The organism is Cupriavidus plantarum (assembly GCF_905397285.1).
Taxonomy (GTDB): Bacteria; Pseudomonadota; Gammaproteobacteria; order Burkholderiales; family Burkholderiaceae; genus Cupriavidus; species Cupriavidus plantarum.
On the sequence record NZ_CAJPUX010000002.1, the window covers coordinates 925,098 to 942,658 of the forward strand.

Consider the following 17,561-nt stretch of genomic DNA (forward strand, 5'->3'; position numbering starts at 1 on the left):
GGTCGGAGATTCAGCGCCGCCCAAGCGTGCGTTCGACGGCTCGCTTGAGCCCATTCACGCCGCGCGCGATATGGTCCTGCGGCACGCCGCCGAAGCCGAGCACCACGGAGCGGCCGTCGATGTCGGGCCGGGCGCCGATAAAGCGCGGCACGCCGAGCACGAGCTTTTCCTCGGCGGCGCGCGCGTGCAGGACCGCCGCGTCCAGCGGCAAGTTGAAACGCATGAACAGATGCAGCCCGGCGCGCGCTTCGGACAGCGTGATGGCATCGCCCAAGGCCCGCGCCAGCGACGTCCGCAGCAACTGCTGCCGTTCGCCGTACTCCACGCGCATGCGGCGGATGTGCTGGGCGAAGTGGCCTTCATCGATATAGTCGGCCAGCGCCGCCTGGATATGGAGCTGGCCCGGGCGATAGATCCGCGCGCTCGCGCTCGCGAACGCCTGCGCGAGGTGTGCGGGCACCACGAGGTACCCCAGCCGGATGCCGGCGAACATCGCCTTGCTGAAGGTGCCTACGTAGATGACGCGTGCGTCGCTGTCGAGTCCCTGCAGCGATGGCAGCGGCGTGCCGTCGTACCGGAACTCGCTGTCGTAGTCGTCCTCCATGACCCACAGGTTGTGATCGCGCGCGCCCTGCAGCAACTCGAGCCGGCGCGCGAGCGGCATTACCACGCCCGTCGGATATTGATGCGAGGGGCTCGTCACCACGAGCCGCGCATGGCGCGGCACATGGCTGGCCGCGAGCGACAGCCCCCCTTCATCGACGACGCCGGCGCCGATTTGCATGCCCGCCGCGGCGAGCACGGTCGGGAATGCCCAGTGGCAGGGATTCTCGATCACCGCCATGTCGCCGGGGTCCGCGAGCATGCGCGCGCACAGATCGATCGACTGGTGCGTGCCGGCCGTGATGATGACCTGCTCCGGATCGCAGACGACCGAGCGCGAGATCTTGAGGTAGCTCGCCACCGCCTGCCGCAATGCGGGCAGGCCGCCGCCGTCGGCGGCATACCCCGCCAGCGCGAGGTCGCCCTTGCCGATATGGCGCGAAACGAGGCGCCGCCACAGATGAAACGGAAACAGCGAGGCGTCCGGCACGCCGGGAACGAACGCGCCATGGAACTGCTGCAGTCCGCCCGGCAGCGTGCCGATCATCGTGCCACGCTGGGACAGCGCCATGGTATGGCGCGCGTGGCTTGCCTCGGACTTGCCGGCCAGCGGCAGGTCCGTGGTCGCCGCGACGAACGTGCCGCTGCCCGTACTGGCCGTGAGGTAGTTCTCGGCGATGAGCCGGTCGTACGCCAGCGAGACCGTGATGCGCGACACGCCGAGCTCCTCCGCGAGCGCGCGCGACGACGGCAGCTTCTGCCCCGCGACGAGCGAATGATCGAGCACCGCGCGACGAATCACGTCGTAGATCTGGCGCTGCATCGGTACGGGATTCGCTTCGGACAATGCCTGCGAGAGCAGGTCGGTCAGGAGGACGGCACGCATCGGGCGTCGGGAGGGCCCGGACAAGTGGCCCTATCAAATTAACATATATGGATATATAGGCTATAGCCACCGGTTGCTATAGTCAATCGCGAGCTCAATCGACACGCCCGGACTCGGGAACACAAACGCATGGCGCACCCGTTACGGGCGCACGGAGGAATAGGGATGGACATCTCGGCAGCAAGGCAGCCTTATCGAGCAGCCGCCGCGGCATTTTTCGGCACCATGATCGAGTGGTACGACTTTTTCATCTATGCGACCGCTTCGGCGCTGGTGTTCGGCGACGTGTTCTTCTCCAACGCCGACCACTTCGTCGGCACGCTGGCCTCCCTCGGCACCTTTGCGGTGGGCTTCGTGGCGCGGCCCGTCGGCGCGATCGTGTTCGGTCACCTTGGCGACAAGGTGGGCCGCAAGCGTTCGCTGATCGTGACCCTTCTGCTGATGGGCATCGCGACGATGGTGATCGGCATGCTGCCGTCGTACCAGTCGATCGGCGTCATGGCACCGATCCTGCTGGTCGTGCTGCGGCTGCTGCAGGGCGTCGCCGTCGGGGGCGAGTGGGGCGGCGCGGTGCTGATCGCGGCCGAGCATGCGCCGCCGAAACTGCGCACGTTCCTCGCCGCGGCCCCGCAATATGGCAGCCCGGTCGGACTCGTCATCGCCACGTCGATGTTCGCCGCGGTGTCGTCGTTGCCCGACGCGGACTTCAAGAGCTGGGGCTGGCGCATTCCATTCCTGTTCAGCGGCGTACTGGTGCTGGCCGCGCTGCTGATTCGCCGCAGCGTAAACGAGAGCCCGGAACTCGAGGCGCATCGTGAGCGCATGGCAAAGGCCCGGCACGTGCAAGAGGTGGCGCCGCTGCGCAACATCTTCGCGCGCTACAAGACGCGCCTGCTGCTGGGCATGGCGCTGTCGATGCTCGGCATCTCGGGCTTCTACTTCATCACCACGCTGATGATCACGTTCACGACGACATACCTCCATGTCGCGCGTCCGGACATCCTGCGTGTCGGTACGTACACCGGCATCGTCGAACTGCTGAGCTTCCCGATCGCGTCGTATATCGCGACGCGCATCGGCGAACGCCGCACGATCGCCATCGTGGCGGGCGCGGCAGCGTTGTGGGCTGCCCCGATGATGATGCTGGTGATGACCGGAAACATCGCCAACATCGCGGTCGGGATCCTTGTGGCAACGGTGTTTATCGGCGCGTATTACGCGGTACTCGCACCGTTCCTGCCCAGGGCATTCCCGATCGACGTGCGCTACACCGGCATCTCGCTGAGCTTCCAGCTATGCGGCGCGCTGTTCGGCGGTACCACGCCGCTGCTCGGGCTGTGGATCGCCGAGCGCTTCGGCTTGCATTGGGGGCCGCTTGCCTTGCTGTTTGCGATCATTGCCGGCGCGACGTTCCTGGGCGCGGTGCTGATTCCGCACGAGGCGCAGGCGGAGGGCGGGGCGGAGTCCGAAGGCAACCTGTCGGCCTCGGGCGCAGCGTCCGGCATGACGGTGCGCAACGCCTGATTGTTTTACGATCCAGTTTTGCTCGGAGCTTCAGCCTCGGATCGTCAACCCCGGATCATCGACCCCGGATCATCCACCCGATGGGGAGTCTCAGCTTGTCAGCAGTCAAACCATTCGCTACGGCGGGCGTGCAGGCGCCCTTGCCACCGCCATTGCCAGCGCCATTGCCCGACGCCCTGCGCGCGCGCATCATCGACGCCGTGGAGCGCGGCTTCGACACGCAAACGGAAATGCTGCGCCAGCTCGTACGTATTCCCTCGCAGCGCGGCGCGGAGGCGGCCTCGCAGGACTACATGGCGGCCGCGTATCGGCAGCGTGGCTACGCAGTCGATCACTGGCGCATCGACGTCGACGCGATCCGGCATCTGCCGGGATTCTCGCCGGTGGCGGTGTCCTATGACAACGCCTACAACGTGGTCGGCACACACCGCGGGCGCACGCAGGCGGGCCGGTCGCTCATCATCAACGGCCATATCGACGTGGTGCCCGTGGGCCCGCTCGACAAATGGACCGTGGACCCGTATGGCGGCGACATCATCGACGGCTGGCTGTATGGCCGCGGATCCGGCGACATGAAAGCTGGTCTGCTGGCCGGTGTGGCGGCGCTGGACGCCCTGCGCGCCATCGGCCTGCAGCCGGCCGGTACGGTTCACCTGCAATCGGTGGTCGAGGAGGAGTGCACCGGCAACGGCGCGCTGGCGTGCCTCGCGCGCGGCTATCGCGCCGATGCGGCGTTTATCCTGGAACCGTTCGAGCCCAAGCTGATGCGCGCGCAGGTCGGGCCGATGTGGTTCCAGGTGCAGGTGGAAGGGGATCCTCAACACGCGTCCGCATTCGCCGGTGCGGGCGCCAATGCGATCGAGAAAGCCATCTTCCTGATCGGCGAACTCAAACAGCTCGAAGTCGAATGGAATGCGCGCAAGACGCAGACGCGGCACTACTGCAACCATCCGCATCCGATCAACTTCAACCTCGGCAAGATCGCTGGCGGGGACTGGGGATCCAGCGTGCCCGCCTGGTGCCACTTCGATATGCGGGTGGCCGTCTATCCGGGCCAGAGCCTCGCTGCCGCGCGCGCCGAGATCGAGGCCTTCATCGCCGCCGCGGCCGCCAGGGATCCGTTTCTCGCCAAGCATCCGCCGCGCGTGGTGTACCACGGCTTTATGGCCGAGGGCTATGCGCTGGAAGATGCGGACGAGGCGGAAGCCGTGCTGCGGTCGAGCCACGAGCGCGTCTTCGGCCGCGCGCTGGAGGAACATTCGACCTCGGCGGCGACCGACGCGCGGTTCTTCGGCCTGTACGCCGACACGCCCGCTATCGTCTATGGCCCGCTGTGCAAAATGCCGCATGGCTTCGACGAAGCCGTCGACCTCGACTCGCTGCGGCGCGTCACGCAGACGCTCGCGCTGTTTATCGCGGGCTGGTGCGGGGTGGAGCCGGTGGAGGGTTGATCGCGGCTCGGTCGCGAGTCAGTCGCGGCTCGGCCGCGCCTACAACACGCCGCGCTCACGCAGCGCGGCGATCTCCGGCCCGCTTAACTTCAGGCAATCCCGCAGGACCTCGTCCGTATGCTGCCCCAACGCGGGCGGCGCATAGCGTAACTGCGTTGGCGTCTCCGAGAATCGCAGCGGACTGGCGGCCGTGCGGATGCGGTCGACCGGGTCGTGCGCGGGCCGCTCCCCGTCGCGATAGCGGCGCTGTTCTACCTCTACGCCTCGATGTCGCACCTGCGCGTCCGCGAACGCCTGCCCGATATCGTTGATCGGGCCGCAGGGTACGGCGTTTGCCTCGAGCACGTCGATCCATGTGGCAGTCGTGCGCGCCCGCGTGATGTCGCTCATCATCGGAATCAGCGTGTCGCGATGGGCGACGCGCGCCGAGTTCGTGCGATAGCGCTCGTCGCGCGCCCAGTCGGTCCCGGCTACCTCGCAGAAGCGCGCAAACTGTCCGTCGTTGCCGATGGCGAGTAGCATCCGGCCATCCTGCGTCGGAAAATCCTGATAGGGTACGACGCTCGGATGGGCATTGCCCTGGCGCTTCGGCACCGATCCCGAGTTCAGATACCCCGCGCCCTGATTGGCCAGCACGGCCATCGCCACATCGAGCAGGGCGATATCGAGGGCCTGGCCCCGGCCCGTATGGTGGCGCGCTTCGAGCGCCCCGAGAATGGCGGTGGTCGCATACATGCCCGTGAATACGTCGATGACCGCCACGCCTACGCGCATCGGCCCCGCGCCGGGATCGCCATCGGCCTGGCCGGTCACGCTCATCAGGCCGCTCATGGCCTGCATCAGCAGGTCGTAGCCTGGGCGCGCGGCATAGGGACCGGTCTGGCCGAAGCCGGTGATCGAGCAGTAGATGAGCCGTGGGTTGAGCGCGCTCAGGGTTTCGTAGTCGAGCCCGTAGCGCGTCAGCCCACCCGTCTTGAAATTCTCGATCACGACGTCGCTCTGGCGCGCGAGTTCCCGAATGAGCGCCTGACCCTCGGGCGTGGCCATATCGACTGTGACCGAACGCTTGTTGCGATTGCAGGCGGCAAAGTAGCTCGCCTGCGAGGTCGGACCGTCGTCGCCTGACAGGTACGGCGGCCCCCAGCGCCGCGTATCGTCTCCCTCGCCGGGCTTCTCGATCTTGATGACGTCCGCCCCCATATCGGCGAGGTTCTGCGTGCACCATGGTCCCGCCAGCACGCGCGACAGGTCCAGCACGCGCACGTGGCTCAGGGCACCGGTCTGCCGGGATGGCGGCGGCAGGCCGTTGGACGCGCCGGCCGGGTGTGCCATGCCGGGCGCCATACCGGATGTCATACCGGATGTCATACCGGATCCCACGAGAACACGTCCGCGGAGCGGTCCATGGGCACGAATGACGCGCGCAGCGCGGGCATGCCGTGCTCCGCGATGAACTCGGGCGTCCAGCCCTCGCCGCGATGCACGGAACGCAGCGGGCGCGGCTGGCTCATCACGAAGATTTCGTTGTTGCGCACGGCAAAGACCTGCGCATTGACCGCCGATGCGGCGTCGGACAGCAGGTAGACCGCAAGCGGCGCGATCTTGGCCGGCGTCATCTGTTGAATCTTCGCCACGCGGGCCTGCTGCTCGGGCGTGTCCGTCGGAATCGAGCCGATCATGCGGCTCCAGGCGAACGGCGCGATGCAGTTGGAGCGCACGTTGAACTTCTGCATATCGAGCGCGATGCTCTTGGACAGCGCGACCAGCCCGAGCTTGGCGGCGCTGTAGTTGGCCTGCCCGAAGTTGCCGATCAGGCCCGATGTCGAGGTCATATGCACGAACGCGCCAGACTCCTGCTCCTTGAAGTGGGGCGCGGCCGCGCGGCTCATATAGTAGCTGCCGTAGAGGTGGACCTGAATCACCGCATCCCACTCGTCGTTCCCCATCTTGTGGAAGAACCGGTCGCGCAGGATGCCGGCGTTGTTCACCACGCCGTCGATGCGGCCGAAGCTGTCGAGCGCGCACTCGATGATGCGCGCCGCGCTGTTCGCGCCCGCCACGCTGTCCGTGCTGACCGCGGCGCGGCCGCCGGCCTCGCGAATCTCACGTGCCACGGACTCCGCGGGGCCCATGTCCTGGCCTTCGCCGCTGGTCGAGGTGCCAAGGTCGTTGACGACCACGCTTGCGCCGGCGGCCGCCATGGCCAGTGCCATGTCGCGGCCGATACCGCCGCCCGCGCCGGTCACGACCACTACCTTGCCTTCCATCATCTGCGCCATGCTTGTCTCCTTGAATGTGTCGTAGCGGGGCCGCGGGGGGCCGCGGGGGCCGCGCGAGGGTCGCCGTCAGGCCGGGGCGAACACCGGCACGGGCGGACCGCCCTCGGTCTCGGCAAAGCGCACGCGGACGCGCTGGCCGATGCGTACGCTGTCGAGGTCCGTATCGACGATATGGGTCATCATCGTGACGCCTTCGTCGAGGCGCACGTATGCGATGCAGTACGGTTGCGGGCCCGCGCGGCGCGTGATGCTGTACGAGTAGACCTCGCCGAGGCCGGAGGCCGGCTTCCACTCGGTGTCGCCGAGGCAGAACGGACACAGCGAGCGCGGATACCAGTGCGGTTTGCCGCAGGCCTTGCAGTGGCGCACGAGCAGCTGGCCCTCGCGCGCGGCCTGCCAGAACGCCTGGTTATCGGGCAGCTCGTCGGGGGCCGCTTGGGCCATGGGAACGTAGGGCGTCGTCATGAGAATCGGTGACCTTGGTTATTCACGTTCGAGAATCAGCGTGGCCGAGCCGTGGCGCGACCCCATGTAGCCGCCCGTGCCCTGCACGAGCGCGAGGTCGCAGTTCGGTACCTGCACCTTGGCGTGCGCCTCGCCGCGCAGCTGGCGCACGGCTTCGATGACCTTGGTGATGCCGCCGCGATTGGCCGGGTGGTTGTTGCACAGGCCGCCGCCATCGGTATTGAACGGGAGCTTGCCCACACCCGAAATCAGGTTGCCGTCCATGACGAACTTTCCGCCTTCGCCCTTTGCGCAAAACCCGAGGTCCTCCAGCTGCATCAGCACCGTGATGGTGAAGCTGTCGTAGATCGAGGCGTACTTGATATCGGAAGGCTTGACGCCGGCTTCCTCGAAAGCGGCCGCGCCCGATACACGCGCGGCGGACCACGACAGGTCCACTTCGCCGCCGAGCTGGCCCTTGACGTGTTCCCCCGCCCCGATGACGCGGATTCTCGGGCGGTTCAGCTTGCGCGCGATCTCCGGGCGCGCGACGATTAGCGCGCCGCCGCCGTCGGACACGACGCAGCAGTCGAGCCGGTGGAGCGGGTCCGAGATCATCGGCGAGTTGAGCACGTCCTCGACGGTCACCACGTCGCGCAGCATGGCGTTGGGATTGTGCTGCGCATGCTGGGATGCGGCGACCTTGATCCATGCGAGCTGCTCGGATGTGGTGCCGTACTCGTACATATGGCGTTGCGCGACCATCGCGTACAGGTTGACCGTCACAGGATTGTAAGGGGCCTCGAATGGCTGGTCGGGCAGGTTGGCGCCCCAGTTGCGTGCCTGCGTGCCGCTCGAACCCTCCGAGCGCGGGCGGCCGGCGAGGGTGATCAGCGCGACGTTGCACTTGCCGGCGGCGATGGCCTGCGCGGCGTGGGAGACATGCGCGATATAAGAGGAGCCGCCCATCTCGGTGGAATCCACATGCCGCGCGCGGATGCCGAGGTAATCGACCATGTTGACCATGCCGAGGCCCGGGGCGTCCCCCGCGCAGAAGTAGCCATCGATGTCGGCGAGCGTCAGCCCCGCGTCCTCCAGCGCGCCTCTGGCGCATTCGGCGTGCAGTTGAGGCACGGTCTTGTCCGGGGCCTTGCGCGTGGGGTGCTCGTAGGCACCGACGATATATGCGTTCGCTTGACTCATCGATTTGGCCTGTGGTTTTGACGCTGTAGTGGCGATGTGGATGCAATGTGGCTCATTCTAGAAGCGTGCGAGGCGCGCTGGTTCAGGTTTGCGGAATCCGGCCTTCATCAACGCGAAATCGGCGCCGGGCCGGAGGCAGCGGGCGATTTCAAGTCTTCGAAGCCCGGCCTTGCGATTTACGAATAGCGCGCCCCTGCCTTTGCGTCCATGCTGCGCGAACCACATCTCGCATCGCAAACGTCCGTGACCACGCAGACACCCCTCGTGCTATCCGATCCTGTGCCACCCGATCCCGCACCATCCGATCCCACGCTGACCGACCCGCAGGCGCTGCCCGCCGTGTCCGGGGGCCGCCCGGCGTGCGGGACCCAATGGTCGGGCCGCATCCACCACCTGCTCGACCACTGGGTCGCGCACGCGCCGGACCGGCCGTTTATCCACCTGTCCGACGGCCGCATCCTGACCTTTGCGGACCTCGACGCGCTGACGACCCAGGCCGAGGCGGAGCTGCGTGCCCGCCGCGTCCGCCCGGGCGACCGCGTCATGGTGGTGGCCGAGAACTGTCCCCAGCACGCGGCGCTGATTCTGGCCTGCAGCCGCGTCGGCGCATGGTCCTGCGGCGTCAACGCGCGCATGGCGCCCGGCGAGGTCGATACATTCGTCACGCGCGCCGACGCGCGCATCGTCTATTTCACGGCTGAAGCTTCGGACGCCGCCGCCGCGCACGCCCGGCGGTTCGGCGCCACGCCTTCGGCCGTGCCCGGTCTGGCACACGGCGCCGTGCGGGAGGATGCCGTGCCCGAGGACGCGCCGCTGCGCGACCAGGTCGCCTCGCTGATCTTCACGTCCGGCACCACTGGCCTTCCAAAGGGCGTGATGCTCACGCACGACGCGCTGATCCACTTCGCGCGCGTCACGCGGCAGGCGCGCGCGATGGACGCAAACGACCGCCTCTACGCGTTCGTACCGATGACCCATATCTTCGGACTCGGCACCGTGCTGCTGAGCGCGCTGCTGGCGGGCGCGCAACTCGTCATGCGTCCGCAGTTCGACCCGGACGATCTGCTGCACGCGCTCGCGCACCATGGCATCTCGCAACTGCAGGGGCCTCCCACGCTGTTCTCGCGCCTGCTCACGCATCTCCAGGCACGCGGAATCCACAAGCCGGTGGCCCCCGCGCTGCGCTATCTGTACACGGGCGCCGGGCCGCTCGATCTTTCCCTCAAGCAGCGGGTGGAGGCGGCGTTCGGCCTTGCGCTTCATCATGGCTACGGCCTGTCCGAATACGCAGGCTCGGTGCACGTGACACGGCTGGGCGAGCATCGCCCCGACACGAGCGCGGGATACGCGGTCGCGGAAGCCGAGGTATGCGTGGTGGATCCGCAAACGGGTCGCACGCTGCCCGCAGGGGAGCGCGGCGAACTCTGGCTGCGGGGCAGGGGGCTCATGCCTGGCTACTTCCGCGATCCCGCGGCGACGCTGGCCGTAATGCGCGAGGGCGGCTGGTATGCCAGCGGCGATCTCGGCGAGATACATGCCGACGGTGCGTTGTTCGTGGTGGGCCGGCTCAAGGAAATGATCATCCGCTCCGGATTCAACGTGTATCCGGCCGAGGTGGAGAACGCCATCAACACCCATCCGAGCATCCAGCGTTCGGCGGTGGTCGGCACACCCGAGCGCGATGGCAATGAGGCGATCGTGGCCTTCGTGGAGCTGCGGCCCGGTGCGCAGCTGGAGGAGTCGGCCCTGCGGCATCACCTCCGCGACCGGCTGGCGCCGTACAAGCGCCCCGCGCGGATCGTCGCGCTCGCGGAGCTGCCGACCAACCATAACGGCAAGGTGCTCAAGCGCGTCCTGCAGGAGCAGGCGGGCGCGATGGCGTGAAATTCCTGTAGACCCGAACTTCTGTAGACCCCGGAACGACCTGACAACCATAAGACCCAAGGAGACGCTGCAATGGAAACCCTCGATACGTTCCCCATGCGAAGGCGGCTACTGGCCGCTGGTGCGCTGAGCCTCGTCGCCAGGCCGCTGTCGGCGTTGGCCGCCGACCCCTGGCCGGCCAAGCCCGTCAAGATGATCGTGCCGTTTCCCGCAGGCGGCCCCGTGGACAGCACGGCGCGCATCATCGGCCAGCGTCTCGGCGAGATCTGGAAGACATCGGTCGTCATCGACAACCGCGCGGGCGCGGGCGGCACGATCGGCGCGGCGATCGCCGCCAAGGAAGCACCCGATGGCTACGGCCTGTTCGTTGGATCGATCCATCACGCGGTCAACGTGACGCTGATGAGCAATCTCCCGTACGACATCGAGCGCGACTTTGCGCCGATCAGCTTCGCGGCGCTCTTCCCGGTGTTCGTGTGCGCGCATCCTTCGGTGCCGGCGAACACGATCCGCGAACTGATCGCCTATGCGAAGAAGAGCGACAAGCCTCTGGCATATGGGTCGTCTGGCAATGGCGGCGGCACGCATCTGGCCGGCGAGCTGTTCAACATGGAGGCGGGAACGAAGCTTCAGCACATTCCGTACAAGGGCAGCGGCCCCGCGATGAACGATCTGCTCGGTGGACAGGTGCAGTTGATGTTCAGCGACGCGCCCACCGCGCTGCAGCATATCAAGTCGGGGCGTATCAAAGTGCTCGGTGTGGCCAGCCGACAGCGTTCGGGCATGTTGCCGGATGTGCCGACGGTCGCGGAGTCGGGCTTGCCGGGCTACGAGGCCTACTCATGGGCCGCGCTGTTCGCGCCGGCCAGCACGCCGAAGCCGGTCCTCGACAAGATCAATGCGGACTTCAACGTCGCGGTGAATGACCCGGCCGTGCGTCAACGCCTGCTCCAGGCGGGCGCCGAGGCCGACCCCGGCACGCAGGAGCAGATGCGCCAGCGGCTGCGCGCCGAGATCGAGAAATGGCGCAAGGTGATCAAGACGGCGGGGATCACCGCCGGTTAGCGTCGATGGTGAGCGCCGCCGGTCAAAGCCGCTACTGTTGCGGCCGCCGGCTAACGCCGCCGATCAACGCCGCCGATCAACGCCGCCGATCAACGCCGCCGATCAACGCCGCCGATCAACCCGCCGATCAACCCGCCGATCAACCCGCCGATTAGCGCCGCAGGCTAACGCCGCCGGTTAAGGCGGACGCTAAGGGGCGGGCGCTAAGGGGCGGGCGCCAAGGGGCGGGCGCTAAGGCGGCTGGTGATTAAGGCGGCTAGTTGTTGCGGCGGCTGGTTAGGGCGCAGACGCCGCGGGCCACTGGAACAACGGTGGCGCCTTCTCCTTGAAGCGACGCACGGCCTCCCGATGGTAGTCGGTGGTGAACGCGATGCCTTGTCCAAGCGACTCCAGTTCCAGCATGGCACGCAGATCGCTATCGAACGACTGCAGCATCGCGCGCTTCGCCAGCCCGAACGCCGTCGGGGATGCGCCGCCGAGCGAGCGGGCCAATGCGTCGGCCTGCGCGTGCAAGGCCTCCTGCGGTGCAATCTCGAGTACGAAGCCGAGCCGCAGCGCCTCTTCCGCGCCGACCTCGCGCGCGCTGAACACGAGTTCCCGCGCGCGCGCCATGCCCACCACGCGCGGCAGCGTGTATAGCGCGCCGCAGTCCGGCACGAGGCCCACCTTCATGAACGGCATGCAAAACCGCGCGCGCGGGGAAGCGACGATCAGGTCCGCGAGTAGCGCGAGGCTGAAGCCCGCGCCATAGGCAACCCCATCGACGGCCGCCACCACGGGACGGTCGAGGTCGGCCAGCTGCGCGATCCAGCCATGCATATCGTCGAGGCGGTCCCGGCCCGCGTCGGCGGCCGTGACGTTCATCGAACGGATATCGCCGCCGGCACAGAAGTCCGTGCCCGCACCGCGCAATACCACCGCACGGATGGCGCGATCCGCGCGAATGCGGTATACGGCCTCGCGTAATGCATCGCGCATCGCCACATTGAGCGCGTTCTTCTGCTGCGGACGATTGAGGGTCAGCGTCGCCACGCCATCGTCAACGTTCATGCGCATCGGCATTATCGAGTCCTGATCGGCCATCATCTCTCCCGCGATTCTCGGAACGTACAGCTTGAACGAAGCGCGCGACCGTGGCAATTTGCCTCTCAAGAGGCAGGTATTCCACCGAGCCGAAGATCGCACGAGAGACCGCGATTTCGGGTAATTGCGAACATCGATGGGGCGGGCTTTCGGGAGATAATCGACGATTATTCAGGAGACGACCGTCATGCGCTTCGATCTGGTGGATCTGAATCTGTTCACGCATATCGCGGAGGCCAGCAGCGTGACCCGCGGTGCAGAACGCTGCCATCTGTCGTTGCCCGCGGCGAGCACCCGGATCAAGAACCTCGAGGAGCAGATCGGCGTCAAGCTATTGAGTCGCAGCAGCCAGGGCGTGAAGGTCACGCCCGCCGGCGAAACGCTGCTCGCGCATGCGCGGCGCGTACTGCGGCAGATCGAGCAGTTGAGCGGTGACCTTCAGGAATTCGCGTCGGGGATCAAGGGCCATATCCGCGTCTTCGCGAACACCACGGCGATGAGCGAGTTCCTGCCGGGTGTGCTGCGTACCTACCTTGTCAACCATCCGAACGTTACCGTGGATATCCGGGAGCGGCTGAGCCCCGACGTCGTGCGCGCCGTGCAGGAGGGGATGGTCGACATCGGCATCGCCGCGGGCGTTATGCCAAACGAGGGGCTAGAGGTCATGCCATATCGCGTGGACCGGCTCGTCCTGGCGACGGCATTGAGCCATCCGCTCGCGCGCGAGAAGCGCGTGCGATTTGCCGATACGCTCGAGTACGACTTCGTCGGCTTGCCCGAGGAGAGCGCGATCCACAATTTTCTGAAGCGCGCGGCATCCGATCTGCAACGAACGCTGCATTGGCGCATACAGGTCAGCAACTTCGAGACGGCGGGGCGCATGATCGAAGCCAATGTCGGTATCGGTGTGCTGCCGGAGAGCACCGCACGGCGTCATGCGCAGACCATGGCGCTCAGCATCGTGCAGTTGCAGGACGACTGGGCCGAGCGCAACCTGCAGATCTGCGTGGCCGATCTTGCCGCGCTGCCGGTGTTCGCGCGCAAACTCGTGGACCTGCTCGTCGAGGACGGGATGCGCGGGCCGGCGTGAGCCTTAGCCTTAGCCTGAGCTTTAGCCTTAGCCAAACCCTTCAAATCATCTCCCGCACCATCGCGCGCAGCTGGTGCTTGTGCAGCTTGCCGCTCGGCGTGGTCGGGATCGCCGCCACGCGAACGATACGCGCGGGCCGCTTGTACGGGGACAATCGCTCCGCCAGATGCGCGTGCAAGGCGGCCTCGTCGAACGTCGCCCCCTCCCGCAACTCCACGAACGCGATCACTTCCTCGTTGCCATCCGCCGTCGCATTGCCCACTACCGCCGACAGCCGCACCGACGGATGCGAGTTGATGACCGACTCGACTTCGATCGGGTAGACGTTGAAGCCCGACCGGATGATCAGATCGCGCGTGCGTCCCACGATAAAGACGGCGCCATCGGGATCGATACGGCCGATGTCGCCGGTATTGAGCCAGCCATCGGGCCGCAGCGCCTCGGCCGTCTGCGTGGGCTCGCGATAGTAGCCCCGCATCACGCCCGGGCCCTTGACCCACAGCTCCCCGGGCGTCCCGGAGGGCACCGGTTCTCCGTGCGCGCCCACGACGCGGAGCTCGGCCCCTTCGACGACCTCGCCGGCCGCGCAGTCGTCGCGCGGGCGATCCATGCGCGTGATGACGAGGGAGCCCGCGTACTCGGTCATGCCGTAGCCATGATGCAGCGGCTGGCCGAACATCGCCTCCACATTGCGCTTGAGCGTAGGCTCGAGCGGACCGCCGCCCGTATAGAGATAACGCAGGCGTGGCGAATGGAGCCGCTCGATGCCCTGCTTGCGCAAATGCGCGAGCATACGGCTGAACATTGCCGGCACGCCTTGCAGGATCGAGATCGCGCCGCGTTGCAGCGCCGCGCAGGCATCGGCGACGTTGAAGCGCGGTACGAGATAGAGACTGCCGCCGGCCTGAAACGTCGCGAGCAGCAGCGTGGCCAGGCCGAAGATATGGGACATCGGCATGACCGCATACGCGCAGTCGCCGGGGTGCATGCGGCGGTTCTCGACCGTGATGCGCGCATAGTGCAGCAGCCCGCGATGGGTGACCATCACCCCTTTGGGCTGTCCTGTCGTACCCGACGTATAGATCAGCGCGGCGACCTCGCGGGCGAGCGCCTCGGGTTCGGCCTGGCTAGCGGTGTCCGTGTCGGCGGCCATCACTGGGCCGAGGCCCTCGGGTTCGATCTCGCGCGCGCGGTAGCGCAGGCCGTGGCGTAATGCGTCGGGCGAGGCGGCATGCGTGAACAGCATCAACCGCGGCGTGCAGTGCGCGCGAATCTCCTCGACCTCGCGCGCAGTCAGGCGCGGGTTGGTCACAACGGGCCATGCGCCGAGCTCGGATAACGCAAAGATGGTCGTGACAACGGCGAGGCAATTCTCCGCGACGATCATGACGCGGTCGCCCCGGCCCACGCCGCGCGACCGCAGGAATTGCTGCGCGTGACCGATGTCCTCCCATAAACGTGCAAACGTGACGGTGCGCTCGCCTTCGAAGGCGGCCACATCGTCCGGCGCGCACGTGGCGCGCTGACGGGGGATGTCGCTGATCCGGGAGTCGCTCATCCGGTCGTCGCTGATCCGGTATTCGCTAGGACGATGCATGGACGGCATCTTGGTAAAGATAGGGATGCGTAGCAGTGTATGGGCGCCGCACCCTCGCGGCAATTCGTCTTCAGGAAAGAGGACCTTCTATCGTGCCGAAGCGCGACCGATGCACGAATAGAGCGCCGGAGGACTCGCCTTTCACTACTCGACCTCGATGTGCGCGGTCTTCACGACGTCCCCCCAGAGTGCGAGTTCCTTCCGGATGCGATCCTGTAGCGCGGCGGGTCCCGTGACATTGAGGTCGTATCCCACGCCCGACATCCGCTCGCGGAAGGTTGCGTCCTGACCGACCGCCTGCTGCGCCTTGACGAGCCGATCGGTAATCTCCGCGGGCATGCCCAGTGGGCCGATCAGGGCGTACCAGCCGGTAATGTCGTATTGCCGGAGGCCAGACTCGACCAGCGTCGGCACGGTCGGCAGCGCGGCGTTGCGCGTTGTCGAGGTCACCGCGAGCGCGCGGACCTTGCCGCCGTTGATATGGCCGATGGCCGTGCCCGTGATGTCGAACATGAACGTGACCTTGCCGCTCATCACGTCGGCCATCGCCGGTGCGTTGCCCTTGTAGGGTACGTGCAGCATCTTCACGCCGCTCATCTGCGCCAGCAGCTCCGCCGACAGGTGATTCGATGCGCCGACGCCCGCCGAGCCATAGCTGACCTCGCCTGGGTGCTTGCGGGCATAGGCAACGAGCTCCTCCACGTTCCGGGCCGGAAAGTCCTTGTTGATCAGCAGCACGTTCGTGTAGTCGGTGATCAGCCCGACATACGTGAAGTCCTGCGCGGGCTTGAACGTGACCGACTTCTGCACGAGAGGCGTCATGGTCATGGTCGGACTCGCGACGAAATAAAGCGTGTAGCCATCCGCCTTCGCATTGGCCGTCATCCCGGCCGCGATGGCGCCGCTGGCGCCGGGGCGGTTATCGACGATCACCGGTTGCTTGAGCACGCGGCCAAGATAGTCGGCATAGATCCGCGCGGCGGTATCCACCGGGCCGCCCGGCGCGTAGCCGACCAGCAGGCGGAGCGGGCGGGATGGGTAGGTGTCGGCCAGCGCCTTCCCGTGAAGCGACGCCAGCATGGCGACGGCTGTCATGAGTTGCAGCAAGTAACGCAACAAGTAACGCAGCAAGTAACGCAGCAAGTGACGCGGTATGTAGTAACGCAGCATGTCTCCTCCTGTTGTCGGCTTTCGCCGTTCTTGTTGAGGAGACTGTGCGACACGCCTGCCGCGCAGGCAATTTTCATTATTGGAAGGTCACCTTCGAGGAAGCGATAAGCGGCGCTGGGCTCCTTTGACCTTCTATGTAGCGTGTGACACGCCATTCCTTCCGCTGTGAACACCTCCGTAGGGTAGGCAGTTCATCGGCGATGCGGCGCGAAAAGACGCGCAAAATCATTGAACTTCGCCCAATTTCACATGGCTCTGGTGCATCGACGTTGCCCGGGTGCCACGCCCTCCACAAATGGGTCACGACACCTCGGCAGCCACCCGCGATAATGGCCGCATCTCACAGCGGAGACGGGCTGCCCCCCGGATGCCGATGCCTGAAGCCAAGCCACCGCCAGCGCCGCTTATTGCTTATCGGGAAGTCTCCCTTGGCACGCGCCCGGGCGAAGAGCATGAGTTTGTCTCGCCGGACGATCCTCAGGCCGACGCCATGCACCGCATCGACGCACTGGCCTTCCGCCGCTATCTGGAACGCGCCTTCTCGCATCCGCAACCGGAGATGCTGCGTTTCGAAGTCCGCGGCTTTGATGTGGTGGCACTGATCGCCCCCGGCGAAGGCGAGGTATGGTTCTCCGAAGCCGCCGTTCCCAAACGCTGGGACTATGTCGCCGTCACGGAAATCAGCATCGCGCTATTCGAACTCGAGCGCGCGAGACTTGCGAGGGAAGGGCACGCGCTGCCTGACGCGATGCGCGCCCTGATCGACCAGACCCTCCCCACGGTGCTGGCTGCGGGGAAGACCGCCTACGACGCCCTCGAATCCCCCGAAGAAATCGCCCAACGCCGCGCGGCGGTCATCGACCGACTCCGAGCCGCCAACGAAAAAGTCCGCGCGGTCGCGAATGCAAGGCAGACGATCGTGAGACGCGCCATGCGGCGGGGACGTTGACGCGGATTGCTATTCGAAAATCTCGTCCAGCATTTCGGAACAGTTCGCAAGGTTTGACGAACGCTTTAAGGTCTTTCGCCCGGAATCTCCAATAAGCTTGTTGATGAGTTTTTCTTCGATCAGTCCTGCCTGCTCACGGCCTCTTGCAGGATGTGAAGAAACATCAAGCCAAACTTGAATGGCGTCCGCCGCCGCAGTGCCAAAGTTGCTGTCCGTCAATGTGATGCTTGAATGGTTATCCGACAATTGCGTCAGGTGACGCTGGTGCATGTCCACCTTTCCACGTATATCCATTGTTGACACGCGTCGCGGTGGGAGATACATTGTATCTAC

Annotated in this window: 15 protein-coding genes; 6 read left to right on the forward strand and 9 right to left on the reverse strand. The window is 66.2% G+C overall.

Features of this window, described 5'->3' with window-relative positions; all coding sequences use genetic code 11:
• Positions 1–10: 10 nt before the first annotated feature.
• Positions 11–1,489 (reverse strand): MocR-like pyridoxine biosynthesis transcription factor PdxR, encoded by a 1,479-nt coding sequence (gene pdxR, locus KHP16_RS12870; RefSeq protein WP_115952999.1) that lies wholly within the window; start codon positions 1,487–1,489, stop codon positions 11–13.
• 165 nt (positions 1,490–1,654) lie between these two features.
• Here pdxR and KHP16_RS12875 point away from each other — a divergent pair, with 165 nt between their 5' ends.
• Together KHP16_RS12875 and KHP16_RS12880 are read left to right on the forward strand one after the other, a co-directional pair.
• A complete protein-coding gene (locus tag KHP16_RS12875) occupies positions 1,655–3,013 on the forward strand; it encodes an MFS transporter (protein WP_211960320.1) in 1,359 nt (452 codons plus the stop codon).
• Between the two features lie 140 nt (positions 3,014–3,153).
• On the forward strand, positions 3,154–4,464 hold the full coding sequence (locus KHP16_RS12880) for an ArgE/DapE family deacylase (protein WP_415831091.1): 1,311 nt from the start codon (positions 3,154–3,156) through the stop codon (positions 4,462–4,464).
• 39 nt (positions 4,465–4,503) lie between these two features.
• Here KHP16_RS12880 and KHP16_RS12885 read toward each other — a convergent pair whose 3' ends face one another.
• From KHP16_RS12885 to KHP16_RS12900, 4 genes are all read right to left on the reverse strand, one after another.
• Entirely contained in the window at positions 4,504–5,796 is a 1,293-nt protein-coding gene (locus KHP16_RS12885; RefSeq protein ID WP_211960569.1) for a CaiB/BaiF CoA transferase family protein, read from the reverse strand.
• Between the two features lie 32 nt (positions 5,797–5,828).
• Entirely contained in the window at positions 5,829–6,743 is a 915-nt protein-coding gene (locus KHP16_RS12890) for an SDR family NAD(P)-dependent oxidoreductase (protein ID WP_109582930.1), read from the reverse strand.
• Between the two features lie 66 nt (positions 6,744–6,809).
• Positions 6,810–7,208 carry a Zn-ribbon domain-containing OB-fold protein gene (locus KHP16_RS12895; protein ID WP_211960322.1) on the reverse strand — a complete coding sequence of 133 codons (399 nt, stop codon included), beginning with the start codon at positions 7,206–7,208 and terminating at the stop codon, positions 6,810–6,812.
• A gap of 18 nt (positions 7,209–7,226) precedes the next feature.
• Positions 7,227–8,390 carry a thiolase domain-containing protein gene (locus KHP16_RS12900; protein ID WP_109582928.1) on the reverse strand — a complete coding sequence of 388 codons (1,164 nt, stop codon included), beginning with the start codon at positions 8,388–8,390 and terminating at the stop codon, positions 7,227–7,229.
• 393 nt (positions 8,391–8,783) lie between these two features.
• Between KHP16_RS12900 and KHP16_RS12905 the strand changes: the two genes are divergently transcribed.
• On the forward strand, positions 8,784–10,274 hold the full coding sequence (locus KHP16_RS12905; RefSeq protein ID WP_244835817.1) for a class I adenylate-forming enzyme family protein: 1,491 nt from the start codon (positions 8,784–8,786) through the stop codon (positions 10,272–10,274).
• 72 nt (positions 10,275–10,346) lie between these two features.
• The gene (locus KHP16_RS12910) at positions 10,347–11,339 is read left to right on the forward strand and encodes a tripartite tricarboxylate transporter substrate binding protein (RefSeq protein WP_211960324.1); all 993 of its coding nucleotides are present in this window, start codon (positions 10,347–10,349) and stop codon (positions 11,337–11,339) included.
• A 276-nt stretch (positions 11,340–11,615) separates the two neighbouring features.
• Here KHP16_RS12910 and KHP16_RS12915 read toward each other — a convergent pair whose 3' ends face one another.
• A complete protein-coding gene (locus tag KHP16_RS12915; protein WP_415831087.1) occupies positions 11,616–12,395 on the reverse strand; it encodes an enoyl-CoA hydratase/isomerase family protein in 780 nt (259 codons plus the stop codon).
• A 214-nt stretch (positions 12,396–12,609) separates the two neighbouring features.
• Here KHP16_RS12915 and KHP16_RS12920 point away from each other — a divergent pair, with 214 nt between their 5' ends.
• Positions 12,610–13,512 (forward strand): LysR family transcriptional regulator, encoded by a 903-nt coding sequence (locus KHP16_RS12920; protein WP_109582925.1) that lies wholly within the window; start codon positions 12,610–12,612, stop codon positions 13,510–13,512.
• Positions 13,513–13,552: 40 nt separating this feature from the next.
• Here the strand turns inward: KHP16_RS12920 and KHP16_RS12925 are convergent, their stop codons facing one another.
• Complete coding sequence (locus KHP16_RS12925) at positions 13,553–15,109, reverse strand: class I adenylate-forming enzyme family protein (RefSeq protein WP_415831086.1); 1,557 nt, start codon at positions 15,107–15,109, stop codon at positions 13,553–13,555.
• Between the two features lie 144 nt (positions 15,110–15,253).
• The gene (locus tag KHP16_RS12930; RefSeq protein ID WP_211960325.1) at positions 15,254–16,204 is read right to left on the reverse strand and encodes a Bug family tripartite tricarboxylate transporter substrate binding protein; all 951 of its coding nucleotides are present in this window, start codon (positions 16,202–16,204) and stop codon (positions 15,254–15,256) included.
• 448 nt (positions 16,205–16,652) lie between these two features.
• Here KHP16_RS12930 and KHP16_RS12935 point away from each other — a divergent pair, with 448 nt between their 5' ends.
• Positions 16,653–17,228, forward strand: a complete 576-nt coding sequence (locus KHP16_RS12935) for a hypothetical protein (protein ID WP_211960326.1) — start codon at positions 16,653–16,655, stop codon at positions 17,226–17,228.
• Positions 17,229–17,237: 9 nt separating this feature from the next.
• Here KHP16_RS12935 and KHP16_RS12940 read toward each other — a convergent pair whose 3' ends face one another.
• The gene (locus tag KHP16_RS12940) at positions 17,238–17,498 is read right to left on the reverse strand and encodes a hypothetical protein (RefSeq protein ID WP_146208428.1); all 261 of its coding nucleotides are present in this window, start codon (positions 17,496–17,498) and stop codon (positions 17,238–17,240) included.
• Positions 17,499–17,561: the final 63 nt, after the last annotated feature.